Genomic DNA, 24967 nt, shown 5'->3' with positions numbered 1-24967 from the left:
AGACCGAGGCCACCGTGACTGCCACCATCACTGAAATCGCCATCGCGCACACCACCCCCCCGACGATCGACCGCCGTCCCCGGATCACCCACGTCAGCCTGCGCGCCTCGCTGTTCCAGTCGCTGATGATGGCGTGGCGCGGTCTGCTCACCTTCCGGCACAGCCCGCAGTTGCTCTACGACGCGCTGCTGCTGCCGATCGTGGGGCCGCTGCTGTTCGGCAGTATTTTCGGCACGGCCATCGCGGGCAGCATGCAGGCGTATCTGCCGATTCTGATTCCCGGCGTGCTGGTGCAGATCGTGCTCACCTCGTCGGTGTCCACCGGAGTGCAACTGTCCGAGGACATTCGGTGCGGGGTCTTCGATCGGTTCGTCGCCATGCCGATCGCCCGGTCGGCACCGGTCGCCGGGGCGCTGCTGGCCGGGGCCACCCGGTATGTCATCGCCGCGACCACGGTGGTGATCGTCGGATTCGCGATGGGTTATCGCCCGGATCATCCGGTCGGGTTCGTCGCCGGTGCGGTGCTCGTGGTCCTTGCCACCACCGCGATCAGCTGGTTGTTCGCGTTCATCGGCGTCACCGTGTCGAGACCCGCTGCGGTGCAGGGCATGTCGATGCTGGTGCTCACCTTCTTGAGTTTCGCTTCCAACGCGCTGGTGCCCGAGTCGGCGATGCCGACCTGGCTTCGATACGTCTCCGACTACAACCCGGTGTCCTACCTCGTGTCCGCGGTACGCGGGCTCGCCGAGGACGGTGTCGTCGGTACCGACGCACTCTGGTCGGTGGTGGCCTCGCTTGCGATCGCCGCCGTCTTCGCACCCCTGACCGTCCGTACCCTGCGTGCTCGCTGAGGAGTTCTGATGACGCTCACTGCCCCGGCCATCGTCACCGCGCCCGTCGCCGTCAACCGGCTCACCGCCGACGACGACCTGTTCCTCAAGCTGCACAGCCTCTACGGCAACGCGCTGGTCAATCAGCTCGCCTGGCGGTTCGACGAGCCCCTGGCCCCCGAGCTGCTCGCCCGCTTCCACGCCCACTTGGCCCGGGGATTCCTGGCCCGCCGCGTGCAACCGACCCGGGTTCCGTTCGCCCGTCCCTACTGGCTTCCCGCGACGGAAGCGCTTGCGCTGGGCTGGGATCCGGTGCCCGTCGCCGACGAGGAGATCCTCGACTGGTATTTCGCGCAGAGCCGGGTCGACTTCGATCCTGAGACAGGACAGGTGTGGCGGCTGTCCGCGGCGCCGACCACGGCGGGTGGGACGCTGGTGTCGCTGGTGACCTCGCATGTGGCATCCGACGGCGGTGCGGTGCTGTTCGCCGTCGGCGACGCACTGGCCCGACTCGATGAGAGGCCGCACTTCGCAACGGGTTCGGGCCAGCTCGTGGGAACACCACCGCAGAACTCGTTGAGCGCGAACATGATCGATGCGGGCCGACAGCTGCGCGCGGTCGCGAAGGGAATTCGCGCGGCGATCGCCACCCGTGGCGTCACCGAGCCGGACCGCGCCCTTCGTCCCGCGCTCCCGGAGCTCCCCCTACCGACCCAGTGGTCGCCGGCCGACCTGGTGGTTCGGCTCAACCTCGCCGAGTGGAACACCGCCGCCACAAGGCATTCCGGCACCACCAACGGGCTCCTGATCGCGTTGGGCGCCGGCATCCTCGGTCGCAGCGGGCGCGTCGGTGACACCGCCGACATCCGCGTGGACATCCCCCATTCGATGCGCACACCCGACGACCCCCGCGCCAACGCCACCACCGGTCTGCCGATCTCGGTCACCTACCGCACCGGTGAACGCATCGACCTCGCCGCCATCCGCTCCGCCGTGAAGCGGGCTGCCACCGCCTACCGAGACCCGGCCACCACTCCGGCCCTGCAACATCTACAACCGTTGCAGATGATCCTCCCCCGCTTCGTCCTGCGCCATTTCGCCCGCACAGCCAAAGCCCCGGAATGCCTGTGCACCAACCTCGGTGAAACCGCCAGCGGCGTAGCCGATTTCGCGGGACACCACGCGTCCGCCGTGCTCATGCGCCCGGTCGTCTGCACCAACGACACCACCATGTTCCGCCGAGTCGAGGTAGGCGTGAACCTCTCCTTCTCCACCGACGGCCACACGGTCACCTTGGCCGTCACCGGCGCCGACCCCGACCGCTTCCCCACCCGCGCTGCCCTGCGCGAGCTGTTGTCGGCGGAGTTCGAGTCGTGGGGCCTCACACCCAGCTTCTGGTGACTTTCGAGGTGGTCATCGACCGTCTGCCACCGCACGGACGGCTGCCCTGGCGGCGACGAGGACGGGGTCCCACACCGGTGAAAACGGTGGTGCGTAGCCTAGATCGAGGGCGGCGACCTGTTCCACCGTCATTCTCGCGGTGAGTGCCACCGCCGCGATGTCGATTCGCTTGGCGGCACCATCGCGTCCGACGATCTGCACACCGAGCAGCCGACCGGTGCGGCGTTCGGCGAGCATCTTCACCGTCATGGGCTCCGCGCCGGGGAAATACCCCGCGCGGCCGGTGGATTCGATGGTGACGCAGTGGAACTGGAGCCCGGCACGCCGAGCATCCTTCTCTCCCAAGCCGGTTCGCGCCACCTCCAGGTCACACACTTTGCTCACCGCCGTGCCGACCACACCGGGGAAGGTGGCATACCCGCCGCCGACGCCCGATCCGATCACCTGCCCGTGCTTGTTGGCGTGGGTGCCGAGCGGGATGTGCCGGAGCGTGCCCGACACCAGGTCCAGTACCTCTACACAATCACCACCGGCCCAGATGTCGTCGTACCCGCGCACGCGCTGGGCGAGATCGGTGAGCAGACCATCGCTTTCGCCCAGCGGGAGCCCCGCCTGACGCGCGAGATCAGTCGCCGGGCCTACGCCGATCCCCAGCACGACCACAGCGGCCGGATACTCGGCATCGGCGGTCGTCACCGCACAGACCTTGCCATCCGCCTCGGTCCGCATTCCGGTCACCTCGACATCGCGGATGATCCGTATTCCCATCCCCTCCATGGCGTTTCGTACGAGTGCACCCATATCCGAGTCCAGCGTGGACATGGGTTCAGCGGCTCGGGTGATCATGGTGACCTCGAATCCCCGACGCACCAACGCCTCAGCCATCTCGACACCGATATACCCCGCACCCACCACGACGGCCTCCCGTCCGGTCGCCGACTCCAGCCCGTCGATGAGCGCCTGCCCGTCGTCGAGGGTCTGCACGCCGTACACGCCCTCGGCGTCGATACCGGGGAGTGGCGGGCGAACCGGCGTCGCACCGGTGGCCAGCACGAGTTGGTCGTAACCCGTCCACCCCTGCGCACCGGTGTCGAGATCGCGAGAAAGCACCCGCCGCCCCACCGGATCGATCTCGAGAACCTCGGTCCGCATCCGCAGATCGATATCACGAGCACGATGTTCGGCCACCGACCGCGCGATCAGATCATCGGCACCGGCAACATCGCCGGCCACCCAGTACGGAATCCCGCACGCCGAATACGAGGAGTGGTTGCCCTTCTCGAACACCACGATCTCGAGCTCACCGACATCGCGCAATCTCCGCGCCTGCGACGCCGCCGCCATCCCCGTCGCATCCGCACCGACAACCACCATCCGTCCGCCCATCCCACCACCGTACGAGAGCACGTCGTGGTTTCGGCCACCAGCACCGCGAGTCACCAGTTCTGAAGGTTCGGCGGACCCGCTCAGGACGGACGCCGAGTTCCGTTCTCGCGGACATACCGAATTCCGAGAGCGTCGCGTAGAGAACGCTGTCAACCGCCCTGCGGGTCATAACATCTACTTCCGAGTCGAGTCGCATACTGCGACGTTGCGGCGAACTCGAAACGGGGGCTAGATCGTGCGCCGCTCCCATTGCACTGCGTCCAGGCGACTTCCCTTGCGCTCCAACCACTCCCAGATGAGGTCAGCGACCGATTCAGCGTCTTGCACAGTCGTCGATGCCAACTCGTCGAGGGAATCGGGTGAGCGGATCTCGAGGTAGTAGTCGGTGTCGCTGTGGCGGTAGGTCTGGATGAATTCGGGGTGGTCGGGGCGGGATACCGTCATGAACGGGCCGCCGCGACTGTATTTCAGTTTGCTGATCCAATAGCTCAGTTGGGTGCGGGTGAGTGTGGTCAGGGTGCGCTCGCCGACCGTCACGTCCAGGTTTCTGTGGATCGTCGGCGCTGTGTCCGGTAGTATGTCGGCCCACTCGAGGCCGGTATCGTCATTCTTCATCCGGATACCCCCAGTCGAAAGCCACGCGGGCCTGCGGGACGAGTGCTGTCACCCGGCGAGTGAGGCGATCTTCGAAAGCCCCACTCCAGCGGAAAAATCCACTGAAGATCACCGGGTAGTCCGATTTCGCGCGAACGAACAGGCCGTCCGCGGTCTCCTCCATCCAGACGAAGACCTCGTCCTCGAGTCGCTCGTCCTTGAAGACCTCGACGAGCAAGTCGGTCATCCCCACCCACTCGCGTTCATTCGCGAGCCCCCGAACAGTCAGGGCGACATCGATATTCACTGACACCGGACGAGACTATCGTCAGGCACCGACAACTATCCTCGGCTGCGCGTTCAGGATTCGCGGGCGGCGATCGCGGCTTGGATTCGGCGTAGCGTGCGCAGGCCCTTCTTCGCGGCGACGCTCACCATGCCGTCGAAGACTGTGGAGCCACGATCGTTGGCCATGAGCCGCTCCAGCGTCGGCACGGCGCGATCGTCGCCGGTCGAGCCGAGGGCGACGGCCGCCCAGTACCGCTTGTCGGGGTCGTCGCCTGCGGCCGCCTCGATCAGCCTCGGGATGATGTCCGGGGCGAATTCCGACAACGCGCTGGCGATGTAGCCGATGCGGTAGTAGCGGCGATTCTCGAATTCGTCCCAGAGTGCGGCCAAGGCCGCGTCGCCGCCGATCATGCCGAGCGCTTCGGCGGCGCGCTCGCGCATTCCGCTGATCGAGTCCTGCAGCAGGGGCGCGAGCACCGGGACGACCGATTCGTCGCCCAGTACGCCGAGGGCGATCACTGCCTGGTCTCGGGCGATGTCCTGTGGGTGATCCAACATCGCGACCAAGCCGGGGACCGCGTCCTTGATGCCGAGGGCCGCGCAGCCCATCGCGGCCCACGCCTGGCAGTTGTAGCGGGTGTCGGCGAGGGACGCGAGCAGAGGTTCGCGCAGGGTGTCGTCACCGAAGACCTCCGCCCGGTTCAATGCCCTGCTGTAGAGCGACCGGTGGTAGTCGGGATAGTCACGCACGAGTGCGCGCAATGTCTCCTTGGCGGATGTGTCGCCGTCCTCAGCCCGCACGAGCAGGAGCCGCAGATTGTCCTCGCGGGTCTCGAGATCGCCGTCTTTCAGGAGTCGCACATCAGCTGGGTTCACCGCCCAACGGTACCTGGCGATTCGCCGGATACTCGACACGCCGCAGGTCACGGCACCGGGCCCCTTGGTACACCAATCAGCACCAGACCACGCGAACACTGGACCAACAAATCCCGCATTGCTCGGAGGTCGTCGCGGATGTCGATGTCGAACGACAATGCGATGCCGATATTCACCGACAGATCGGAATACTTGGCAACTTCTACCCCAATCGATCAAGGAATTCGACTTCTGCCCCGCGCCCGACGGGATCGCCGTCGAGTGCGCTGCACCCGCGGCGACACGAAATCACAGGCACACACCTCGGCGAAGCCACGATGCTGACCCGGTGACGCACGCGTTCCGGAATCGCCAGAATCACCGTTCACTTTCGGCTAATGTCCGGAACCGGGCCACCCGCTCGCGCGGACATCGCGAGGCTCACACGGATGTCGGCGGCATCGGCCACTCGCGGTATCCGCTCCGTTCTACGAAGGAGCAGTATGTATCCGGGCGCACACGTCGACCGATTTCCCGACAAGGTTGCCATCGTCATGGCCGAGAGCGGTGCCACGCTGACCTATCGGCAACTGGAGGAGAACTCGGTCCGGCTTGCCCGCCACCTCCACGATGCGGGGCTGCGCAGAGGCGATCATGTGGCATTGCTGTCGGTGAACGACCCGAAGATGTACGAGGCGTATTGGGCCGCACTGCGTTCGGGGCTCTACATCACCGCGGTCAACTGGCATCTGACTCCCGCCGAGATCGGCTACATCGTCGACGACTGCGGGGCGCGCGCGCTCATCGTGTCCGCAGCGCTGGCCGCGACCGCCGAGCAGGTCGCCGCGAATGCGCCGCAGGTGGAGATCCGGTTGGCCTTCGACGGTCCGGTCGAGGGATACAAGTCCTACGAGCAGGCGCTCGCGGCGGCCTCCCCCGAACCGTTGGCCGATCAGCCGCGCGGAGCCGACATGCTCTACTCCTCGGGGACCACGGGCAGACCCAAGGGCATCAAGCTACCGCTGTCCGATCGTCAGGTCGGCGATCCGCCCGGTGACACCTACACCGCGATCTTCGGCCCGCTCTACGCCTTCGAACCCGACAGTGTCTACCTCTCACCCGCACCGCTGTATCACGCGGCGCCGTTGCGTTTCGGTGGTGTGGTGAACGCGCTGGGCGGCACCCTCGTGGTGATGGAGAAGTTCGACGCGGAGTCGGCACTCGCCACGATCGAACGGCACCGGGTCACACACAGTCAATGGGTGCCGACCATGTTCGTCCGGATGCTCAAACTCGACGAATCGGTGCGAGCCCGCTACGACGTGTCGAGTATGCAAGCCGCCGTACACGCCGCCGCACCGTGTCCGGTCGAGGTGAAACAGGCCATGATCGACTGGTGGGGGCCGGTGCTGCACGAGTACTACGCCTCGACCGAGGCCAACGGCGCCACCTTCATCGACAGCGAACAGTGGCTGCGTAAACCGGGTTCGGTCGGTACCGCGGGCCTGGGTGTGATCCGGGTGTGCGGCCCCGACGGCGGCGAACTGGCGGCCGGCGAGATCGGCACCATCTATTTCGAACGCGAAGAACTGCCGTTCAATTACCACAACGATCCCGCCAAGACCGCCGAGTCGATCCACCCGAACCATCCCACCTGGACCACTACCGGCGATATCGGTTACCTCGACGAGGACGACTACCTGTTCCTCACCGACCGTAAGGCGTTCACGATCATCTCGGGCGGAGTCAATATCTATCCGCAGGAGATCGAGAACGCACTGGCCCTCCATCCGAAGGTGTTCGATGTCGCGGTGATCGGCGTGCCCGACGAGGAGATGGGCGAATCGGTGAAGGCGGTCGTGCAACCGGCGGCCGGGGTCGCGGCAGGGCCCGCACTCGCCGAGGAACTGCGCGAATTCCTCGAGGAGAGGATCGGCGCCTACAAGGTGCCACGCACGGTCGACTTCTCCGACGACCTGCCGCGCACGCCGACCGGGAAGCTGGTCAAGGGCAAACTCCGCGCCCGGTATCTCTGACCGATGGGGCCGCCGCCGATGCCGAATCGACTGCGGCCCCTCCTCACGCCGAAGCGGCACCCTACGCAGCGATGTCGGCCTCATGACATAAGCTGGCCCCGGCACCGCGATATTCGTGCCTGGATCTGTGCTCGACGGAGATGCCCGCAGTTTCGATCTAACTCTAGGGTCGAACAGCACGCTTTTCTGCTCACGATCCGCTGACAAGCGGTGTTGCGCTCCACCCGTGGCGATTGTGCTGTTCGGTTCGATAGATGCCCTGAACGGACCACCTCGCACGAAGGATCGGTATGAAGAGCGGAAAACGCGCGTGGATCGCAGCACTCTCGGGAACCCTCGTGGTCCTCGGCGCTGGGGTCGTGGCCACACCGACGGTAGGGGCCCAGCCGCCGCAGTTACAGATGGCGGGGGGTGACATTCTCCACGCCGACGGTTCGGCGACGGCGATCACGATTCCCGGCACGGCCGGCCCGATACCGGCACGGTCCACCCGACTCGTCTACACCAGCAACGACACCCACGGCGCGCCGAACACGGTGGTCGGCACGTATCTGGAGCCGAGTCAGCCCTGGACCGGCCCGGGCCCGCGACCGCTGGTGGCATACGCGGGCGGCGCACAGGGGCAGAGCGCCGAATGCTCGCCCTCGGCGATGCTGGGGCAGGTGGTCCGGTACCAGCCGCCTGCCGACGTGGTCTTCGAATACGACATCATCGCGATCTATCAGCTCCTGGCGAGCGGGATGGCGGTGGTGATGACCGACTATCACGACTTCGGGGTACCGGGAGTGCACAACTTCCTCAACCGCAGGACGCAGGCATACGCGGTGCTCGATTCCGCGCGGGCCGCACTGCGGCTGCCCAATTCGGGGCTCGGCCCGGACTCACCGGTCATCATCTACGGCTACTCCCAGGGTGGGATGGCCTCCGCTGCCGCCGCCGAACTGCAGGCCGAGTACGCACCCGAACTCAACGTGCGAGGAGTGCACGTGGGCGGGCCGGTGGTAGGGCCGCAGGATTTCATCGCGCGCAGCAACGGCAATCCCGGCGTCGCGCCTGCCATCGCGTGGGTGCTCAACGGCATCGCCGCCGACTACCCCGAGACGCGCCCGGTACTCGACGCCGAGCTCAACGACACCGGTAAGGCGATCCTGCACAGCTCCGCCGGCACGTGCGGGGGCGGTCTCTCCGAGATTCTCGTCCAGCCCCAGGACACGTCGCGGTGGACGACCAGCGGACTGCCGCTCACGGCCGTGATCGACGGTTCCCCCGAGTTGAAGCGGGCATTCGACGAGCAGCGGATCGGCGGGACCGCTCCTGCGGCGCCGGTGCGCGTCTACTCGGCCCGCTACGACGACAAGGCCACCTACCCCGCCGCGCGCGATCTGGTCGCGCGATGGTGTGGCGGCGGGGCAACGGTACTCCTGGATGCCGACAGCACGGTGCCCGCGATGTCGGGCTTCTTGGGCACCCATGATCTGGGCTTCTTCCCGTCGCTGACGAGTTCGCAGCCCTGGATGGTCGATCGCCTCGCCGGCGTGCCCGCTCCGGTGAACTGCGCGTCGCTGCCCTAGCCGCGCCGCTCTCCATCGATCCTCGGGATCACGCATCCGAAACGCGAAAATCCCCTGGGAACCCGAAGGCTCCCAGGGGATTTCGTTCAGACGCGAAGGAGATCAGCCGTTGTTGGCGGCCTTGAACTCGCGGCGACGGCGGTGCAGGATCGGCTCGGTGTAGCCGTTGGGCTGCGTGGTGCCTTCCAGGACCAGTTCCTTGGCGGCCTGGAACGCGATGTTGTCATCGAAGTTCGGGGCCAGCGGGCGGTAGGTCTTGTCGTTCGCGTTCTGGCGGTCGACGACCGGGGCCATCCGCTCGAGGCTGGCGATCACGTCGGCCTCGGTGACGATGCCGTGGCGCAGCCAGTTGGCGACCAGCTGGCTCGAGATGCGCAGGGTGGCACGGTCTTCCATCAGACCGACGTCGTTGATGTCGGGCACCTTGGAGCAGCCGACACCGTGATCGATCCAGCGGACCACGTAGCCCAGGATGCCCTGGGAGTTGTTGTCCAGCTCCTGACGCTTCTCCTCGTCAGTCCAGTCGGTGGACTGGGCGAGGGGGATCTCGAGGATCTGGTCGACGGTGGCGCGGGGGCCGCCCTTGGCGATCTGCGACTGCTGCTTGAACACGTCCACCAGGTGGTAGTGGGTGGCGTGCAGGGTAGCGGCGGTCGGCGAGGGCACCCATGCGGTGTTGGCGCCGGCCTTGGGGTGGCCGATCTTCTGCTCGAGCATGCCTGCCATCAGGTCGGGCATGGCCCACATGCCCTTGCCGATCTGCGCCTTGCCGGGCAGACCCTTGGCCAGGCCGGTGTCGACGTTCCAGTCCTCGTAGGAGGTGATCCAGGTCTGGGCCTTCATCTCGGCCTTGCGGACCATCGGCCCGGCCTCCATGGAGGTGTGGATCTCGTCGCCGGTGCGGTCGAGGAAGCCGGTGTTGATGAACACCACGCGGTCCTTGGCGGCCTCGATCGAGCCGGCGAGGTTGACCGTGGTGCGGCGCTCCTCGTCCATGATGCCGACCTTGAGGGTGTTGCGGGTCAGGCCGAGGACGTCCTCGATCCGGCCGAACAGCTCGTTGGTGAACGCGGCCTCGTCGGGGCCGTGCATCTTCGGCTTCACGATGTAGACCGAGCCGGTGCGGGTGTTGGCGCGCGAGGCGGTGCCGTTGAGCGAGTGCACGGCGATCAGCGAGGTGATCAGGCCGTCCAGGATGCCCTCGGGAACCTCGTTGCCCTCGGCGTCGATGATCGCGTCGGAGGTCATCAGGTGGCCCACGTTGCGCACGAACAGCAGCGAACGACCGTGCAAGACCAGCTCGGAACCGTCGAGCGCGGTGAACACGCGGTCGGGGTTCATGGTGCGGGTGAAGGTCTTGCCGCCCTTGGAGACTTCCTCGGCCAGGTCGCCTTTCATCAGGCCGAGCCAGTTGCGGTAACAGACGACCTTGTCGTCGGCGTCGACCGCGGCGACCGAGTCCTCGAAGTCCATGATCGTGGTGAGCGCGGACTCCAGGACGATGTCCTTGACACCGGCGGTGTCGGTGGAGCCGATCGGGGAGGTGGCGTCGACCTGGATCTCGATGTGCAGCCCGTTGTGCTTGAGCAGGATCGAGGTCGGGGCCTCGGGATCGCCCAGGTAGCCGACGAGCTGCGACGGGTCGGCCAGGCCGATGTCGGTGCCGTCTTCCAGTCCGATCTCGAGTTCGCCGTCGACGATCTTGTAGTACGCCGAACCGATGTGCGAACCGGTGATCAGGGTGACGGCGTCGTCGAGGAAGTTACGGCCCCACTCGATGACCTTGTCGCCGCGCACGCGGTTGTAGCCGCTGCCCTTCTCCGCGCCGTTGGCCTCGGGGATGGCGTCGGTGCCGTAGAGCGCGTCGTAGAGCGAACCCCAGCGCGCGTTGGCGGCGTTGATCGCGAAGCGCGCGTTCATCACCGGCACCACGAGCTGCGGGCCCGCGGTGGTGGCGATCTCGGTGTCGACGTTGCCGGTGCCGATCTGGAACGGCGCGGGCTCGGGCCGCAGGTAACCGATCTCGGTCAGGAACTGCTTGTAGGCGGCCTTGTCGTAGCCGGTGCCCTGGTTCTCGCCGTGCCACGCGTCGAGCTTGCCCTGGAACTCGTCGCGCTCAGCGAGCAGAGCGCGGTTGCGCGGGGCGAGGTCGTTGATGATCTGCTCGGCGCCTGCCCAGAACGCGGCGGAATCTACGCCGGTACCGGGGAGCGCCTCGTTCTCGATGAAATCGTGAAGAACGCTCGCCACCTGGAGCCCGCCGACCTGAATCCGCTCTGTCATCTACTGCCTCACTTTGGTGAAAACCGGGTGGGATAAGTCGATGTCATGTTACCCGTGGGTAGAGGTGACACCTCGTGTGGGTTCGAACGCCCTGCGGGCTCCGTCCATTCCGCCACGCCGAGCCGCCGAGGTCGGGGGCATGGGCGCGGCGGATCACCCCTTGATTGTAGGTGCGGGGACAATTAATGTACTGATCGGAACATTAAGGCGGGAGGCGGACCGAACGGAGGCGCCGTGACAACCGAACCGGTATCCCCCGTGCGTCGTCGCGGACGTCCCAGGGCCACCGAGCGCGCGGACACGCGGGAGCGGATCCACGACGCGGCACTCGAGCTGTTCGCCGAACGCGGTTTCCATGCCACCGGCGTCGCCGAGATCGGCGCGAAAGCCGACGTCCAGCGGGGTGCGCTGTATTACCACATCGGCTCGAAGGAAGACCTGCTGTGGGCGATCCTGCGTGACTACACCCGGCTGCTGCTCGCCGACGCCGAACGCATCGTCGAGGCAGGCACCGACCCCGTCGAGACCGTGCGCCTGCTGATTCGCAGCCATGTCGAACTGATCATCACGCATCGGCGCGCGGTGGCGGTACACCTGCGCGACGCCGACGCGCTCACCCGTGAACACGCGGTCGTCCTGCAGCAACTGCGCGATCGGCTGCAGCACCTCTGGCAAGACGTCATCGACGCGGGCCACGCGGCCGGGCAACTGCGCACCGCCGACCACATCGTCACCAACGGCATGCTCGGCATGCTCAATTCCCTCGGCTACTGGTACCGCGAGCGCGGCACCCACTCCCCCGCCGAGATCGCCGACATCCTCACCGACACCGTCCTGTCCGGGCTGCGCGCCACGGGCGACAACACGAAAGGCTGACCATGGCTTGGGATTTCGAGACCGATCCGGAGTACCAGCGCAAGCTCGACTGGGTGGCGGAGTTCGTCCGCACCGAGGTCGAGCCCCTGGATCTGCTCTACCCCAACCCCTACGACCGGAGCGACCCCGAGATCCGGGCGCTGATGCGGCCGCTGCAACAGCAGGTCAAGGATGCGGGCCTGTGGGCCTGCCATCTCGGTCCCGAGCTCGGCGGGCCCGGGTTCGGTCAGCTCAAGCTGGCACTGCTCAACGAAGTACTCGGCACCTCGATGTGGGCACCGCTCGTCTTCGGTTGTCAGGCACCGGATTCCGGCAACGCCGAGATCCTGGCCCATTTCGGCACCGAGGAGCAGAAGGCGAAATATCTGCAGCCCTTGCTCGACGGCGAGATCGGCTCCTGCTACGCGATGACCGAGCCCACCGGCGGCTCGGACCCGACCGCGTTCCGGACCACTGCGGTACGCGACGGTGACGAGTGGGTGATCAACGGCGAGAAGTGGTTCAACTCCGCCGCCGAGTTCGCCACCTTCCACATCGTGATGGTGGTGACCGATCCCGAGGCCGAACCCCATCAGCGGTTGTCGATGTTCATCGTCCCCGCCGATGCGCCGGGCCTGGAACTGGTGCGCAACTTCACCGTGCCCGGGTTCAGCGAACACGAAGCACACCTGCGATTCACCGATGTCCGGGTGCCCGCCGATCATCTGCTCGGCGCCGAAGGCGCGGGGTTCGTCGTCGCGCAGACCCGCCTGGGCGGCGGCCGGGTGCACCACGCGATGCGCACGGTCGCGTTGGTACGCAAGGCTTTCGACATGATGTGCGAGCGCGCGGTCTCGCGCCCGGCCCGCAAGGGCGTGCTCGGTGGCTTCCAGATGACCCAGGAGCGCATCGCCGACAGCTGGATCCAGATGGAGCAGTTCCGCCTGCTGGTTCTGCGCACCGCCTGGCGCATCGACCAGGCCCAGGACTATCGCGCCGTCCGCAAGGACATCGCCGCCATCAAGATCGCCATGCCGACCGTCATGAACGACATCGCCCGCCGCGCACTGCATCTGCACGGCGCGATGGGCGTGAGCACTGACCTCCCCTTCCTCGACATGACCACCTACGCCGAGGTCATGGCCATCGCCGACGGCCCGACCGAGGTCCACAAGATCACCCTCGCCAAGGAAGTGCTCAAGAATTACACACCGGCGGATCCGGTGTACCCCACCGGCTTCCGACCCAAGCTCATCGAAGAAGCACGCGACCTCGTCGCCCGCCGCCTCGAACGCGAGGTCGGCAACCTCTGATCGTGGGTCACTGAGAAGTCCGGACGGTCATCGCCGTCACCGGTGAGGGTCGAGGTGTGGTCTCAGTCCACTCGTCGCACGTCGGTGGTGTCGGCGGTGACCACCGCACCGGATCGATCGCGGGGAGACAGCTCGGCGAGCTGTCTCCCGTCACGGTCCACCAGCGTCGAGCGGGGTTCGTCGTCGGCGAAGGCATGGCGTTCTCCCCACTGCCGTAGGGCGACGATGGTGGTGAACAGGTCCTGCCCGGCGCGGGTCAGCTCGTAGACGTGCCGCTTGCCGCTCGGGGTGGCGCTGGTGAGCAGGATGCCGTCCTCGACGAGTCTGCGGAGTCGGTCGGCGAGGATGTTGCGCGCGATGCCGAGCCGCTGCCGGAACTCGGTGAACGAGGCCGGTCCGTCCATGGCGTCCCGCACGATGAGCAGGCTCCATCGATCGCCCACCAGGTCCACGGTTCTGGCGACCGGGCACGTGGGGTCGGTCCATTCACGTTGGTCGCCCGATGCCGGTGCCATGGCCACCTCCCTGTGGGTTGCAATTCGAAACCATTCTGCCTTACCGTGAATTGGTTTCATTTTGCTACCAATTGGAGGTCGGATGACATCGGGAGTCACGCGAACGCAGCGGTTGGTGCTGGCGTCGGTGTGCGCGGTGGCGGTGTCGACGATCTACGCGATCCAGCCGGTCCTCGAGTCGGCGGGCGCCGAACTGGGGCTGTCACCGCAGTCGTCGGGGCTGTTGGTCGCCGCTGGGCAGATCGGGTACTTCGCGGGGCTGATTCTGCTAGTACCGCTGGGTGATGTGGTGAATCGGCGTCGGCTCATCGGCGTTCTGCTGGCGCTCACCGCGGTAGGGGCCGCGATCACCGCCGCCGCGCCGAACGGTGTTTTCGCGGTGGCCGGGCTCGCGATCGCCGGACTGTTCGCGGTCGTCGTGCAGGTGACGGTCGCCTATGTCGCCGCCGCGTCGGCGCCGGGTGAACGCGGCCGCAACATCGGCGCCGTCACATCGGGTGTGGTGATCGGCATCCTCGGTGCCCGAGTCGTCGCGGGAGTATTGGGCGACACGCTCGGCTGGCGATCCGTCTATGTCCTGCTCGCCGTGCTCTGCGTGACGCTCGCCCTCGTCACCCGAGGTGGCCTCGACCCCGACGTCAGAACATCCGGCGCGCGATACACCCAGATTCTGCGGTCGATGGGACACCTCGTGGCGACGGATCGACTGTTCCTGAGCCGGGGCCTGATCACCTTTTTCCTGTTCGCTTCCTTCGGTACCCTCTGGAGTGGCCTGGCGCTACCGCTCGGCGCCGAACCCTGGTCTTTCGGCACCACCGAGATCGGGTTGTTCGGAGTGGTGGGACTCGCGGGAGCTCTCGGCGCTGGACGAGCCGGTAGGTGGGCCGATGCCGGTCGCGCCCCAATGATCACCGGGTGGTCGCTGCTCGCGCTGGCCGCGTCCTGGCTGCTCATCGCTCGGACCGGTTCGACTCTGGCATCGCTGGTCATCGGCATCGTCGTGCTCGACTTCGCCGTCCAAGCGGTGCACGTGAGCAGCCAGCATCTGCTGACCACCGCGCACCCCGACCGCGCGGGCAGCGTCATCGGCGCCTACATGGCCTGCTACTCCCTCGGGTCGGCCCTCGGGGCGATCACGACCACGTGGGCGTACACCTCGTGGGGGTGGTGGGCCTCCTGCGTGACCGGCGCGTTCTACGCCATGGCCGGTTTCGTCGTGTGGGGTTTCGCGACGGCTGGAACACGAGGTCGGCAACCGGTGAAGGTCCCCGATCTACGGGCGAGAACGAACTAGCCTGCCTCGCATGGGCGGTGTCAGCAAACCCGGAGACAACGGCACTGAACTTCCACCTACGGGGACCGCGCAGGACGTGGTCCCGGTACATCCCGTCGCCGGGCGGCGCTCGGTCAACAAACCGGTGTTCGGGCTCGCGGCCGGCACCGTGCTCGCCTTCGGGATCTGGGCGTTGGCCGCACCGGAGAGCGCCGAGACCGTCGTCGGCACGGTCAAGACCTTCATCTCCACCTGGTTCGGCTGGTGGTACTTCGTGCTCGCCACGGCCATCCTCGGCCTCGTCGTTTTCCTCGGCGCCAGCCGCTACGGCCGATATCGGCTGGGGCCGGAGGAATCGCGGCCGGAGTACAGCCTGTTCTCCTGGACGTCGATGCTGTTCGCGGCCGGTATCGGCATCGACCTGATGTTCTTCTCGGTCGCCGAGCCCGTTTACAACTACCTGCATCCCCCGCTCGGCGAGCCCGCCACCAACGCGACCGCACGCGACGCGGTGGCCTGGACGATCTTCCACTACGGCATCACCGGCTGGGCGATGTACGCGCTGATGGGTGGCGCGCTCGCCTACTTCGCGTTTCGGCACAACCTGCCGCTGACGATCCGTGCCGCGCTCTATCCGATCTTCGGCAAGCGTGTGCACGGCCGGTGGGGCGACGCGATCGACGTGGCTGCGGTGCTCGGCACCATCTTCGGCATCGCGACCTCGCTCGGTATCGGCATCGTGCAGCTCAATTACGGCCTGAACCAGCTGTTCGGGATTTCCCAGGGCAAGGCCGCCCAGATCGGGCTCATCGCGCTGTCGGTCGCCATCACCACGATCTCGGCTACCACCGGAGTCGACAAGGGCATCCGGCGATTGTCGGAGCTCAATGTCATCATGGCGATCGCGCTGCTGATCTACATCCTGGTGGCGGGCAACACCTCTTTCCTGCTCAACGGCCTGGCCCAGAACGCGGGCGACTACCTGTCGACCTTCCCCGACCGAACCCTCGACACCTTCGCCTGGGAACGCAATCCGGAGACGGCGAACACGCCGACGACCTGGCTGGACAGCTGGACATTGTTCTTCTGGGCTTGGTGGGTGGCCTGGGCGCCGTTCGTCGGCCTGTTCCTGGCGCGCATCTCGCGCGGGCGCACGCTGCGCCAGTTCATCTTCGGGGTGCTCGTGGTGCCGTTCAGCTTCACCCTGATGTGGATCTCGATCTTCGGCAACAGCGCACTCGAGGTCGCCAGGGACGACACAGCCTTCGCCGAGAAGACCGCGGCCCAAGCCGAACTCGGCTTCTACTCCCTGCTCGAGAAATATCCCGGCGCGACGCTGTTGCTCGGCATCGCGACCATCACCGGGTTGCTCTTCTATGTGACAACCGCCGATTCGGGATCGCTGGTCATGGGCAATTTCACCTCGAAACTGCCCGATCCGATGGCCGACTGCGCCACCGGCACCCGGATCTTCTGGTCGGCCGCGATCGGTGTGCTCACCTTGTCGATGCTGTTCGCCGGTGCGGGCGGGTCCATCACGACCCTGCAGAACGCCACCATCATCATGGGGCTGCCGTTCTCGTTCGTCTTGGCGCTGATCGGCATCGCGTTGTTGCGCGCTGTCCACAACGAGTCCTTCAAACTCGACAGCTACCGCACCTCGCTGCCCAAGGCATTCGCCGCGGGCCGTGGCCCGGCCGAACTCAGCAGTTGGCGTCGCCGGTTGCTCTCGACCATCAACTACCCGGGGGCCGCGGCGACGCGCAAATTCATCACCGGCACCGTCGATCCGGCGATGCACGATGTCGCAGCGGAATTCGAGCACATGGGCGTGACAGCGACCATCGACGATTCCCAGTCCAACGAGGGTCTGCCGTCGCCGCGTCTGCTGGTCGATCAGGCCAGTGAGCCCCGGTTCGAGTACGGCATCTGGCCGGTTTCGGCACCGGCCCCGACCTACGCCGTGCTTGCGCAGCGGTCCGACGATCGCTACTTCCGCTGCGAGGTCTACCTCGCCGAAGGATCGCAGGGTTACTCACTCAACGGCTACAGCCGCGAGCAGATCATCGGCGACATTCTCGACCAATACGAGCGCCACCTGGGTTACCTGCACCTGCGCCGCTCGGCGACAGATCACCACGAGCCCGAGGCCGGCGACAGCACCGACAGCGATCTGTGAAGGGATCCATCATGAGCGAAACCCTCTATATCGACGGCTCCTGGCGCCCGTCGGCGTCCGGGCAGACCCGCGAGATCCGTTGTCCGGCAGACGGTTCCCTCGTCGGCATCGTCGCAGAGGCAGACCGAGACGACACCGTCGCCGCGATCGCCGCCGCCCGCAGGGCCTTCGACGACGGGCCGTGGCGCAAGACCACCGCCGCCGAACGAGGCGACCTGCTGCTGCGCGTCGCCGACGCCATCGACGACAGGCGGGCCGAGTTCGCGCGCGCCGAAACCCTCGACACCGGCAAGCGGCCCTACGAGTCCGATATCGACATGTCCGATATCGCGAACTGCTTCCGGTATTTCGGCAAGCTCGCCGCCGACGACGCGGGCCGCGTCGTCGACGCGGGCTCGCCCGACATCGACTCCCGCGTGGTCTACGAACCGGTCGGTGTCTGCGGATTGATCACACCCTGGAACTACCCCCTGTTGCAGGCGGCTTGGAAGGTCGCCCCGGCGTTGGCGGCCGGCAATACGTTCGTGCTCAAACCAGCCGAGCTGACCCCCCATACCGCGATTCTGTTGATGCAGGTGCTCGACGATCTCGCCGTGCCAGCCGGGGTAGCGAATTTGGTGCTCGGTGCGGGCGCGAGCGCGGGTGCGCCGCTGTCGGAGCATCCCGATGTCGACCTGGTCTCGTTCACCGGCGGGTTGGCCACCGGCAAGATCATCGCGCGCGAGGCGGCCGCCACGGTCAAAAAAGTGGCGCTCGAGCTGGGCGGAAAGAACCCTAATGTCGTCTTCGCCGACGCCTGCGACACCGATGAGCGGCTCGCCGCGAGCGTCGACAACGCGCTCAACGCCGCGTTCCTGCACTCCGGCCAGGTGTGTTCGGCGGGCGCTCGCCTGGTGATCGAGGAATCGGCACACGACCGTTTCGTCGACGAGTTGGTGCGCCGCGCCGAGCAGATCCGGCTCGGATTGCCTTTCGCCGAGGGCACCGAGACCGGGCCACTGATCTCGGCGGCCCACCGCGACAAGGTGAACGCCTATGTCGACCAGGCCCGCGCCGAGGGTGCCGTCATTCGCACCGGCGGTGCGTTCGCCACCGGCGACGCGGGCTCCGGCAACCTCGACAACGGGTGGTTCTACCTGCCGACCGTCATCGACGGCGCCACCCGCGCGATGGCGTGTGTGCACGACGAGGCGTTCGGACCCACCGTGACCGTGGAAACCTTCACCACCGAGGACGAGGCCGTCACCATCGCCAACGACACCGAGTACGGTCTCGCGGGCGGGGTGTGGTCCGGTGACGCCGCACGTGCGCGTCGCGTCGCGGCTCGTTTGCGGCACGGCACCGTGTGGGTCAACGACTTCGGGCCGTATCTGCCGCAGGCCGAGTGGGGTGGTTTCGGCCGCTCGGGGGTCGGCCGCGAGCTCGGTCCTTCTGGGCTGCACGAGTATCGCGAGGCCAAGCACGTCTACGAGAATCTCCGGCCGGGCGTCACCGGCTGGTTCGCCGATCGGGAGGAACAGCGGTGACCACATACGATTACGTGATCGTCGGCGGCGGTTCCGCGGGGGCGGCCGTCGCGTCGCGACTGTCGGAAGACCCGTCGGTGACCGTCTGTCTGCTCGAGGCGGGACCGTCCGATGTCGACGACCCGGCCATCCTGCGACTCGATCGCTGGATGGAACTGCTGGAATCGGGCTACGACTGGGACTACCCCATCGAGCCCCAGGAAAACGGCAATTCGTTCATGCGCCACGCCCGCGCCAAGGTGCTCGGCGGCTGCTCCTCGCACAACAGCTGCATCGCGTTCTGGGCTCCGCGTGAGGATCTCGACTCCTGGGAACGCGAGCACGGCGCCACCGGCTGGGGCGCCGATTCGGTGTACCGGCTGTATCCGCGGATCGAGACCAACGACGCCCCCGGCGAGCACCACGGCCGCAGCGGCCCGGTGAACATCATGACGGTGCCGCCCAACGATCCGTGCGGTGTGGCCTTGCTCGACGCATGCGAGGCGGCCGGTATCCCGCGCGCCGAGTTCAACTCCGGGCACACAGTTGTCAACGGCGCCAACTTCTTTCAGATCAACCGACGTTCCGATGGCACGCGCTCGTCGTCGTCGGTCAGCTATCTGCATCCGAATCTGGACCGGCCGAATCTCACCGTCCGGACCGGCGCCTGGGCCAAGAAGATCGTGATCGAGAACGGGCGGGCCGTCGGGGTCGACATCACCGACAACGCGTTCGGCCGCACCACCCGGATCACCGCCGACCATGAGGTGATCGTCTGCGCCGGCGCCATCGACTCACCGAAGCTGCTGATGCTGTCGGGCATCGGACCCACGGTTCACCTGCGCGAGAACGGGATCGAGGTGATCGTCGACTCTCCCGGTGTCGGCGCGAACCTGCAGGACCACCCGGAGGGCGTGATCGGTTTCGAGACGACGCGGCCGATGGTGGACAGCTCCACCCAATGGTGGGAGGCGGGCATCTTCACCACGACCGAAGACGGCCTCGATCGGCCCGACCTGATGATGCACTACGGCAGTGTCCCCTTCGACATGCACACGCTGCGACAGGGCTACCCCACCGCCGAGAACACCTTCTGCCTGACCCCGAACGTCACCCATGCCCGCTCACGCGGCACCGTGCGGTTGCGCTCGCGCGACTTCCGGGACAAGCCGAAGGTGGACCCGCGCTACTTCACCGATCCCGACGGCCACGACATGCGTGTGATGATCGCTGGCCTGCGCAAGGCGCGCGAGATCGCCGCGACAGCGCCGCTGTCGGACTGGGTGCAGCGTGAACTGTATCCGGGGCCGGACGTGCGCACCGACGCCGAGCTGGCCGATTACATCCGCCTGACCCACAACACCGTCTATCACCCGGTGGGCACGGTCCGCATGGGTGCGGTCGACGACCCGATGAGCCCTCTCGACCCAGAGCTGCGAGTCAAGGGTGTCGACGGTCTGCGCGTGGCCGACGCGTCGGTATTCCCCGCGCACACCACGGTCAACCCGAACATCACCGTGATGCTCGTCGGCGAGCGCTGCGCGGAACTCGTCGCCGCCGACCGAAAATAAATCAGCCGACATTTCGGACGCGGTATGCCACCATGATTTCACGCAGGTGATTCGCATCGGGCGAGGAACCGACGAGCAGCATCGAGAGGAGGAGACGGCCGTGAAACAGCAAGCGCCACAGCGCGATTCGGAACATACTTATCGCCGCGCGAATTCGGCCCACAGCGCCATGCGCCTGGGTATCGATGGCTCCGGCCGTCTCCGGTTCGCGGCCTGACCGGCCCGTTTCCCTTTCTGCTCCTGACGTTCGTTCTCTTCGAAACATGGTGATTCCCATGATGATTCGTCATGCCGTCGACCCGACGGCGCCCGCCTCCGACACCTGGATACACACGCGGGTGCTCGTACTGAATGCCAGCTACGAGGCCCTCGACGAAATCACCGCCGACCGGGCCGTGACATTGCTGATCAGCGGCGCCGCCGAGACCGTGATCGAGCGGGCGCCGCGGTTCCTCATCCGGTCGCAGCATCTGGTCATCGGGTTGCCGGAGACGATCCGGTTGGTGCGCTACGTCTACCTGGCGCACGTAGCGCCGATCGGTGACGACAGCCGCGCCACGCTGGCCGGGGTATTGCGTCGCGACAAGCACCGGTGCGGTTACTGCGCCGACTGGGCCCACACCGTCGACCACATCCGCCCGCGCAGCCGGGGCGGACCGAATACCTGGAGCAATCTCGTCGCCTGCTGCGCACCGTGCAATGCGGGCAAGGCCGACCGCACCCCGGAAGAAGCGGGGATGCGGCTGCTGTGGGAGCCCAAGGCTCCCGACCCGCTCGCCCGCAAACAGCGCCGGATCTGGAAGGAGTACGCGCCGTGACCACCACCGACCTCGCACTGACCGAACTGCTGGCCCTGTCCGATTCGGGGCAGTGGCACCGCGCCGCCTGCCGCGGTGACCCCAACCACGAGGCGTGGTTTCCGTACCCGTCGCAGGACTTCGACTACGCCCGCCGGATCTGCGCCGGTTGCCCGTTGCTCGCGGGGTGCACCGAGTACGCGGCCCAGACCGGCCAGTCGGGGGTGTGGGGCGGTCGTGAATACGACCGTGGTCGCGTGATCCGTCCATGACCGGCCGGGGCCGGGTGTCGCCTGACACCCGGCCCCGTGTCCGTTCGGCATGCCGGGCTCTTGTCGGGGCTGTGACCTGGGGTGATGCAGACGGGTATGCGCTGTGCCGTGTTATCGCGTGATGTCCTTAAACTTGCCGCGTGGGTACGCATCGCAACGGGACCAGTTCTCGAAGTATCAGCAAGGGTCCGGTTATCGCGGCATCGGCTCTCGTGCTGGTGATCGTGGCCGTGTTCGCGTGGTTCCAACTCAGCGATCGCGCCGATTCGACAGACGTCGCGGCCGCTGCCGAGTGTGTCGAAGGGGCCGCGTCGCTCGACGTCACGGTCGATCCGGCCATCGCCGGTCCGGTTCGCGCCGCCGCCGAACGGTACAACGCGAGCAAGCCGCGGGTGCGTGACCACTGCGCGCGGGTGGAAGTGTCCGCACGCCCATCGGCCTCCGTAGGCGCCGGTCTGGCCGATGTCGCGGCGTGGGATCCGGCGCTCGGGCCGAAGCCGGGGCTGTGGATCGCCGACTCGAGCCGGTCGGTCGAGCTGGTCCGGGTGCCCGGTCTCATCGAGGGCACGCCCGCCTCCATCGCTACCAGCCCGATTGTCCTTGCCGTGCCCGATGCCCTGCGCCAAGCGCTCGAACAGCACCAGATCGCTTGGGCCGACCTGCCGCGATTGCAGCAGGGCTCGCTCGACGAAGTCGGTCTGACCGGGTGGGGCGGGCTGCGGATGGCGCTGCCCGTCGGTGACGCGACGACCGCCGCCGCGGCGGCTATCGGTTCCTCGATCTCGGGGACCGAGCCGTTGACCGAGCAGGCCGCCGGGTCCGGTCAGGTCGTGGCCGCCATTTCCGGACTCGCCGCCACCGCGCAGGCACCGGCCGACCTGATGACCGCCATGTCGGCGATCAGCGCCGATCCCACCGACGACGCCGTGCACGCGGTGGCCGCGACCCAGCAGCAGCTCGGTACCGGCGGGCTCACCGCGTTCCGGCCGGTCGGCATCGCACCGCTGGCCGACTACCCCGCGTCACTGCTGTCGGGTCCGTGGGTCGACAAGACCCAGAATCTGATCGCGTCGCGGTTCATCGACTTCCTGCGCGCACCGGAGCAGGCGGGCGCGCTCGCCACCGAGGGCTTCGGGCCCGCCATCGGCTCGGCACCGGCGAATCCGGCGCGCACGGCGCTGGAGAAGGTGCAGTCGACGCTGGCGAACCCGGTCCTCGGCGTGAACGCCACGGTCTTACTCGATGTGTCGTCGTCGATGGGCACCGCGGAGGGGTCGACCACCCGCCTGTCGAACTCGATTGCCGCCGTCGCCTCGACACTGCAGGTGATGCCGCCCGACTTCGGGCTCGGCCTGTGGACGTTCGGTAAGAACATCGACGGCACCACCCCGTACAAGGCGCAGGTGGCCACCGATCTGCTCACCGACGCCCAACGCAACGCGGTCGGCTCGGCGGTCACCTCGGTGAAACCGAGCCAGCTCACCGCGGATCAGGCCTACCCGAGCCTGCTCGCCGCCTACCGCGCCGCGGTGGCCGGGTACTCCCCCGGTCGCACGAACTCGATTCTGCTGATCACCGACGGCCCCGACGACGACTCGACGCTGACCGGCACGGCACTGGTCGAGGAGATCACCGCGGCGACCACATCTGCCAAGCCCATCCGCATCGACGTCGTGGTGATCGGCGGCCAGGGCACCCAAACCCTGCAGACCCTCGCCGACCAGACGGGCGGCACCTACACCCGCATGCCGACGAGCAACGACCTCGGCTTCGGCACCGCGGTGGTCAAGGCGCTCACCACGCCCTAGGTTTCGACGCCGGAGCTGCCGCCGTCACGGCGAAACCTGCACCAGTGCACCGGATTCCATCGCTACCCAGAGGTCTCCGGCCGCGTCGACCGTGAGTCCGTGCGGTTCGGCGCCGGGTAGGTCGAGGTGGGTGATCTCGCCGTCGGTGGTGATCCGGCCGAGACGGCAGCTCGCCCACTCGGTGAACCACAGGGCACCGTCGTTCCCTGCCACGATCGCGTGCGGGCGAGCCTCGGTGTCCGGGAGGGTGAACTCGGTGACGGTTCCGTCGAGGTCGATCCGGCCGATGGCACCTGCGCCGATTTCGGTGAACCACAGTGCCTTGTCGGGGCCAGCGGTGATGCCGACGGGTGCGGCCGCGGGCGTGGGCAGCGGGTGGACGTGGAGCGCGAGATCGTTGTCGATCCGGGCGATCGCGTTGCCCTGGTTCACCGTGAGCCACACGGCCCCATCGGGCCCCGGTGTGATCATCGAGGGCATGCCGTCGACCTCGACACGGGTGATAGTGCCGTCCGTGCCGAGTCGCCCGACCCGACCCGCCTGCAACTCGGTGAACCACAGCGCCCCGTCCGACCCGACGCACGCGCCGTAGGCGCCTTCCATGGACTGGCTCGTCACCGCACCGTCGACGGTGATGCGGCCGAGTCGTCCACCTCCGAACTCGGTGAACCACAAGGCATTACCGGCCCCGGCGACGATCACGGTGGGTTGTCCGTCGGACTGCTCGAGCGGATAGGTCCGGACGAGCCCGTCGGCGAATCGTCCGATCACGCCCTGCGCGACCAACGTGAACCACAGCGCCCCATCGGGCCCGACAGTGATTCCGTAGGGCGCGCCGGGCACCTCGATCACTCGCACGATTTCAGCCAAAATACTCAATCCCCTTCTACATTCCCCGGAAACGACGGCGCAACGCCCGATCGTGCGACACCACGACCACCGCACTGCGGTAGTCGTTGAGTGGCCAAACAGGCTCCAATCGCAACTCGTGTAGCTTTAACATACAAAACCGAGCCGACTAACGCAACGGGAGTAGTTTTTGGAACCGCAACGACGCCCCGGCGGACGGAGTGCCCGGGTCAGGGAAGCTGTTCTCGACGCGACGACGGCCGAGCTCGCCGAGCAGGGCTATCAGGGCCTCACCGTGGACGCGGTCGCCCAGCGAGCCGGGGTACACAAGACCACCGTCTACCGGCGCTGGCGCGGCCCGGAAGGCTTGGTCGCCGACGCGCTGGAACGCGCCGCGCAACAGTCTTGGCCGATCCCGGACACCGGCTCCCTCACCGGTGATCTGCGCGCACTCACCGAACTGGTGCGCGCGAGCTTCGCCGATCCCGAATCCGGCACGGTGGCAACGGCTTTCGTCGCAGCCGGCATGCAGCACCCCGATGCCGCCGCCGCGCTGCGCGGCTTCTATGCCGCCCGTCACGACGAGGCGGCACGGATCGTGCGACGGGCGATCGTCCGTGGCGAGGTCGCACCCGACATCGACGCGACCGAGATCATCCGGCTGGCCATCGCACCGCTGTTCCACCGGCTGTTCATCACCCACGAACCGATCACCGTCGAGCAGGCACGCCGAGCCGCGGATGTCGCGGCCGGCGTCGCGAGGACAGACGCGTGAATCAGCCTGTT

22 protein-coding genes are annotated in these 24967 nt (G+C 67.0%); 14 read left to right on the top strand and 8 right to left on the bottom strand.

The genetic code is table 11. From position 1 onward, the window contains the following. The first annotated feature begins 14 nt into the window (after nt 1-14). Both IBJ82_RS21165 and IBJ82_RS21160 read left to right on the top strand, forming a co-directional pair. Entirely contained in the window at nt 15-851 is an 837-nt protein-coding gene (locus tag IBJ82_RS21165) for an ABC transporter permease (protein ID WP_370585406.1), read from the top strand. A gap of 9 nt (nt 852-860) precedes the next feature. Further along, on the top strand, nt 861-2231 hold the full coding sequence (locus tag IBJ82_RS21160; RefSeq protein ID WP_194827676.1) for a hypothetical protein: 1371 nt from the start codon (nt 861-863) through the stop codon (nt 2229-2231). 12 nt (nt 2232-2243) lie between these two features. Here the strand turns inward: IBJ82_RS21160 and IBJ82_RS21155 are convergent, their stop codons facing one another. The 4 genes from IBJ82_RS21155 to IBJ82_RS34740 all read right to left on the bottom strand — a co-directional run bounded on the left by IBJ82_RS21155 (nt 2244) and on the right by IBJ82_RS34740 (nt 5375). After that, nucleotides 2244-3617 carry an FAD-dependent oxidoreductase gene (locus IBJ82_RS21155; RefSeq protein ID WP_194827675.1) on the bottom strand — a complete coding sequence of 458 codons (1374 nt, stop codon included), beginning with the start codon at nt 3615-3617 and terminating at the stop codon, nt 2244-2246. A 228-nt stretch (nt 3618-3845) separates the two neighbouring features. Further along, the gene (locus IBJ82_RS21150; RefSeq protein ID WP_194827674.1) at nt 3846-4232 is read right to left on the bottom strand and encodes a hypothetical protein; all 387 of its coding nucleotides are present in this window, start codon (nt 4230-4232) and stop codon (nt 3846-3848) included. Next, nucleotides 4222-4524, bottom strand: coding sequence for a hypothetical protein (locus IBJ82_RS21145; RefSeq protein WP_131816481.1), 303 nt, complete (start codon nt 4522-4524; stop codon nt 4222-4224). The genes IBJ82_RS21150 and IBJ82_RS21145 overlap by 11 nt, the downstream gene beginning before the upstream one ends. A 47-nt stretch (nt 4525-4571) precedes the next feature. Next, entirely contained in the window at nt 4572-5375 is an 804-nt protein-coding gene (locus tag IBJ82_RS34740; protein ID WP_194827673.1) for a HEAT repeat domain-containing protein, read from the bottom strand. A 482-nt stretch (nt 5376-5857) separates the two neighbouring features. Here IBJ82_RS34740 and IBJ82_RS21135 point away from each other — a divergent pair, with 482 nt between their 5' ends. Both IBJ82_RS21135 and IBJ82_RS21130 read left to right on the top strand, forming a co-directional pair. Continuing rightward, nucleotides 5858-7390, top strand: coding sequence for an acyl-CoA synthetase (locus IBJ82_RS21135; RefSeq protein WP_194827672.1), 1533 nt, complete (start codon nt 5858-5860; stop codon nt 7388-7390). Between the two features lie 290 nt (nt 7391-7680). Then, a complete protein-coding gene (locus IBJ82_RS21130) occupies nt 7681-8961 on the top strand; it encodes a lipase family protein (RefSeq protein WP_194827671.1) in 1281 nt (426 codons plus the stop codon). 102 nt (nt 8962-9063) lie between these two features. Here the strand turns inward: IBJ82_RS21130 and IBJ82_RS21125 are convergent, their stop codons facing one another. After that, nucleotides 9064-11244 carry a malate synthase G gene (locus IBJ82_RS21125; RefSeq protein WP_194827670.1) on the bottom strand — a complete coding sequence of 727 codons (2181 nt, stop codon included), beginning with the start codon at nt 11242-11244 and terminating at the stop codon, nt 9064-9066. A gap of 234 nt (nt 11245-11478) precedes the next feature. Between IBJ82_RS21125 and IBJ82_RS35410 the strand changes: the two genes are divergently transcribed. Both IBJ82_RS35410 and IBJ82_RS21115 read left to right on the top strand, forming a co-directional pair. Further along, on the top strand, nt 11479-12120 hold the full coding sequence (locus tag IBJ82_RS35410; protein ID WP_194827669.1) for a TetR/AcrR family transcriptional regulator: 642 nt from the start codon (nt 11479-11481) through the stop codon (nt 12118-12120). A gap of 2 nt (nt 12121-12122) precedes the next feature. Then, nucleotides 12123-13412 carry an acyl-CoA dehydrogenase family protein gene (locus tag IBJ82_RS21115; RefSeq protein WP_194827668.1) on the top strand — a complete coding sequence of 430 codons (1290 nt, stop codon included), beginning with the start codon at nt 12123-12125 and terminating at the stop codon, nt 13410-13412. A 62-nt stretch (nt 13413-13474) separates the two neighbouring features. Here the strand turns inward: IBJ82_RS21115 and IBJ82_RS21110 are convergent, their stop codons facing one another. Continuing rightward, entirely contained in the window at nt 13475-13927 is a 453-nt protein-coding gene (locus tag IBJ82_RS21110; protein WP_194827667.1) for a helix-turn-helix domain-containing protein, read from the bottom strand. 82 nt (nt 13928-14009) lie between these two features. On the opposite strand from IBJ82_RS21110, the gene IBJ82_RS21105 reads away from it, so the two are divergent. From IBJ82_RS21105 to IBJ82_RS21090, 4 genes are read left to right on the top strand one after another with little or no spacing between them, the layout of a single operon-like run. Beyond that, nucleotides 14010-15221, top strand: a complete 1212-nt coding sequence (locus IBJ82_RS21105) for an MFS transporter (RefSeq protein ID WP_194827666.1) — start codon at nt 14010-14012, stop codon at nt 15219-15221. Nucleotides 15222-15231: 10 nt separating this feature from the next. Further along, nucleotides 15232-17379, top strand: a complete 2148-nt coding sequence (gene betT, locus IBJ82_RS21100) for a choline BCCT transporter BetT (RefSeq protein ID WP_194827665.1) — start codon at nt 15232-15234, stop codon at nt 17377-17379. Nucleotides 17380-17390: 11 nt separating this feature from the next. Beyond that, nucleotides 17391-18905 carry an aldehyde dehydrogenase family protein gene (locus IBJ82_RS21095; protein WP_194827664.1) on the top strand — a complete coding sequence of 505 codons (1515 nt, stop codon included), beginning with the start codon at nt 17391-17393 and terminating at the stop codon, nt 18903-18905. Continuing rightward, nucleotides 18902-20455, top strand: coding sequence for a GMC family oxidoreductase N-terminal domain-containing protein (locus tag IBJ82_RS21090; RefSeq protein WP_194827663.1), 1554 nt, complete (start codon nt 18902-18904; stop codon nt 20453-20455). Before IBJ82_RS21095 ends, IBJ82_RS21090 begins: the two co-directional genes overlap by 4 nt. Nucleotide 20456: 1 nt before the next feature. On the opposite strand, the gene IBJ82_RS21085 is transcribed toward IBJ82_RS21090, so the two are convergent. Next, nucleotides 20457-20732, bottom strand: coding sequence for a hypothetical protein (locus IBJ82_RS21085; protein ID WP_194827662.1), 276 nt, complete (start codon nt 20730-20732; stop codon nt 20457-20459). Between IBJ82_RS21085 and IBJ82_RS21080 the strand changes: the two genes are divergently transcribed. From IBJ82_RS21080 to IBJ82_RS21070, 3 genes are all read left to right on the top strand, one after another. Next, complete coding sequence (locus IBJ82_RS21080) at nt 20731-21273, top strand: HNH endonuclease (protein WP_194827661.1); 543 nt, start codon at nt 20731-20733, stop codon at nt 21271-21273. The two genes, IBJ82_RS21085 and IBJ82_RS21080, sit on opposite strands and share 2 nt — an antisense overlap. Beyond that, nucleotides 21270-21524 (top strand): WhiB family transcriptional regulator, encoded by a 255-nt coding sequence (locus IBJ82_RS21075; RefSeq protein WP_194827660.1) that lies wholly within the window; start codon nt 21270-21272, stop codon nt 21522-21524. The genes IBJ82_RS21080 and IBJ82_RS21075 overlap by 4 nt, the downstream gene beginning before the upstream one ends. Nucleotides 21525-21664: 140 nt before the next feature. After that, on the top strand, nt 21665-23332 hold the full coding sequence (locus IBJ82_RS21070; RefSeq protein ID WP_194827659.1) for a VWA domain-containing protein: 1668 nt from the start codon (nt 21665-21667) through the stop codon (nt 23330-23332). Between the two features lie 24 nt (nt 23333-23356). Here the strand turns inward: IBJ82_RS21070 and IBJ82_RS21065 are convergent, their stop codons facing one another. Beyond that, nucleotides 23357-24202 (bottom strand): virginiamycin B lyase, encoded by an 846-nt coding sequence (locus tag IBJ82_RS21065; RefSeq protein WP_194827658.1) that lies wholly within the window; start codon nt 24200-24202, stop codon nt 23357-23359. A 169-nt stretch (nt 24203-24371) separates the two neighbouring features. Here IBJ82_RS21065 and IBJ82_RS21060 point away from each other — a divergent pair, with 169 nt between their 5' ends. Beyond that, nucleotides 24372-24956 (top strand): TetR/AcrR family transcriptional regulator, encoded by a 585-nt coding sequence (locus IBJ82_RS21060; RefSeq protein ID WP_194827657.1) that lies wholly within the window; start codon nt 24372-24374, stop codon nt 24954-24956. Nucleotides 24957-24967: the final 11 nt, after the last annotated feature.

Origin of the sequence: Nocardia sp. XZ_19_231 (genome assembly GCF_015355705.1) — a bacterium.
GTDB classification, from domain to species: domain Bacteria; phylum Actinomycetota; class Actinomycetes; order Mycobacteriales; family Mycobacteriaceae; genus Nocardia; species Nocardia salmonicida.
This window is presented reverse-complemented; position numbering and strand designations above follow the sequence as displayed.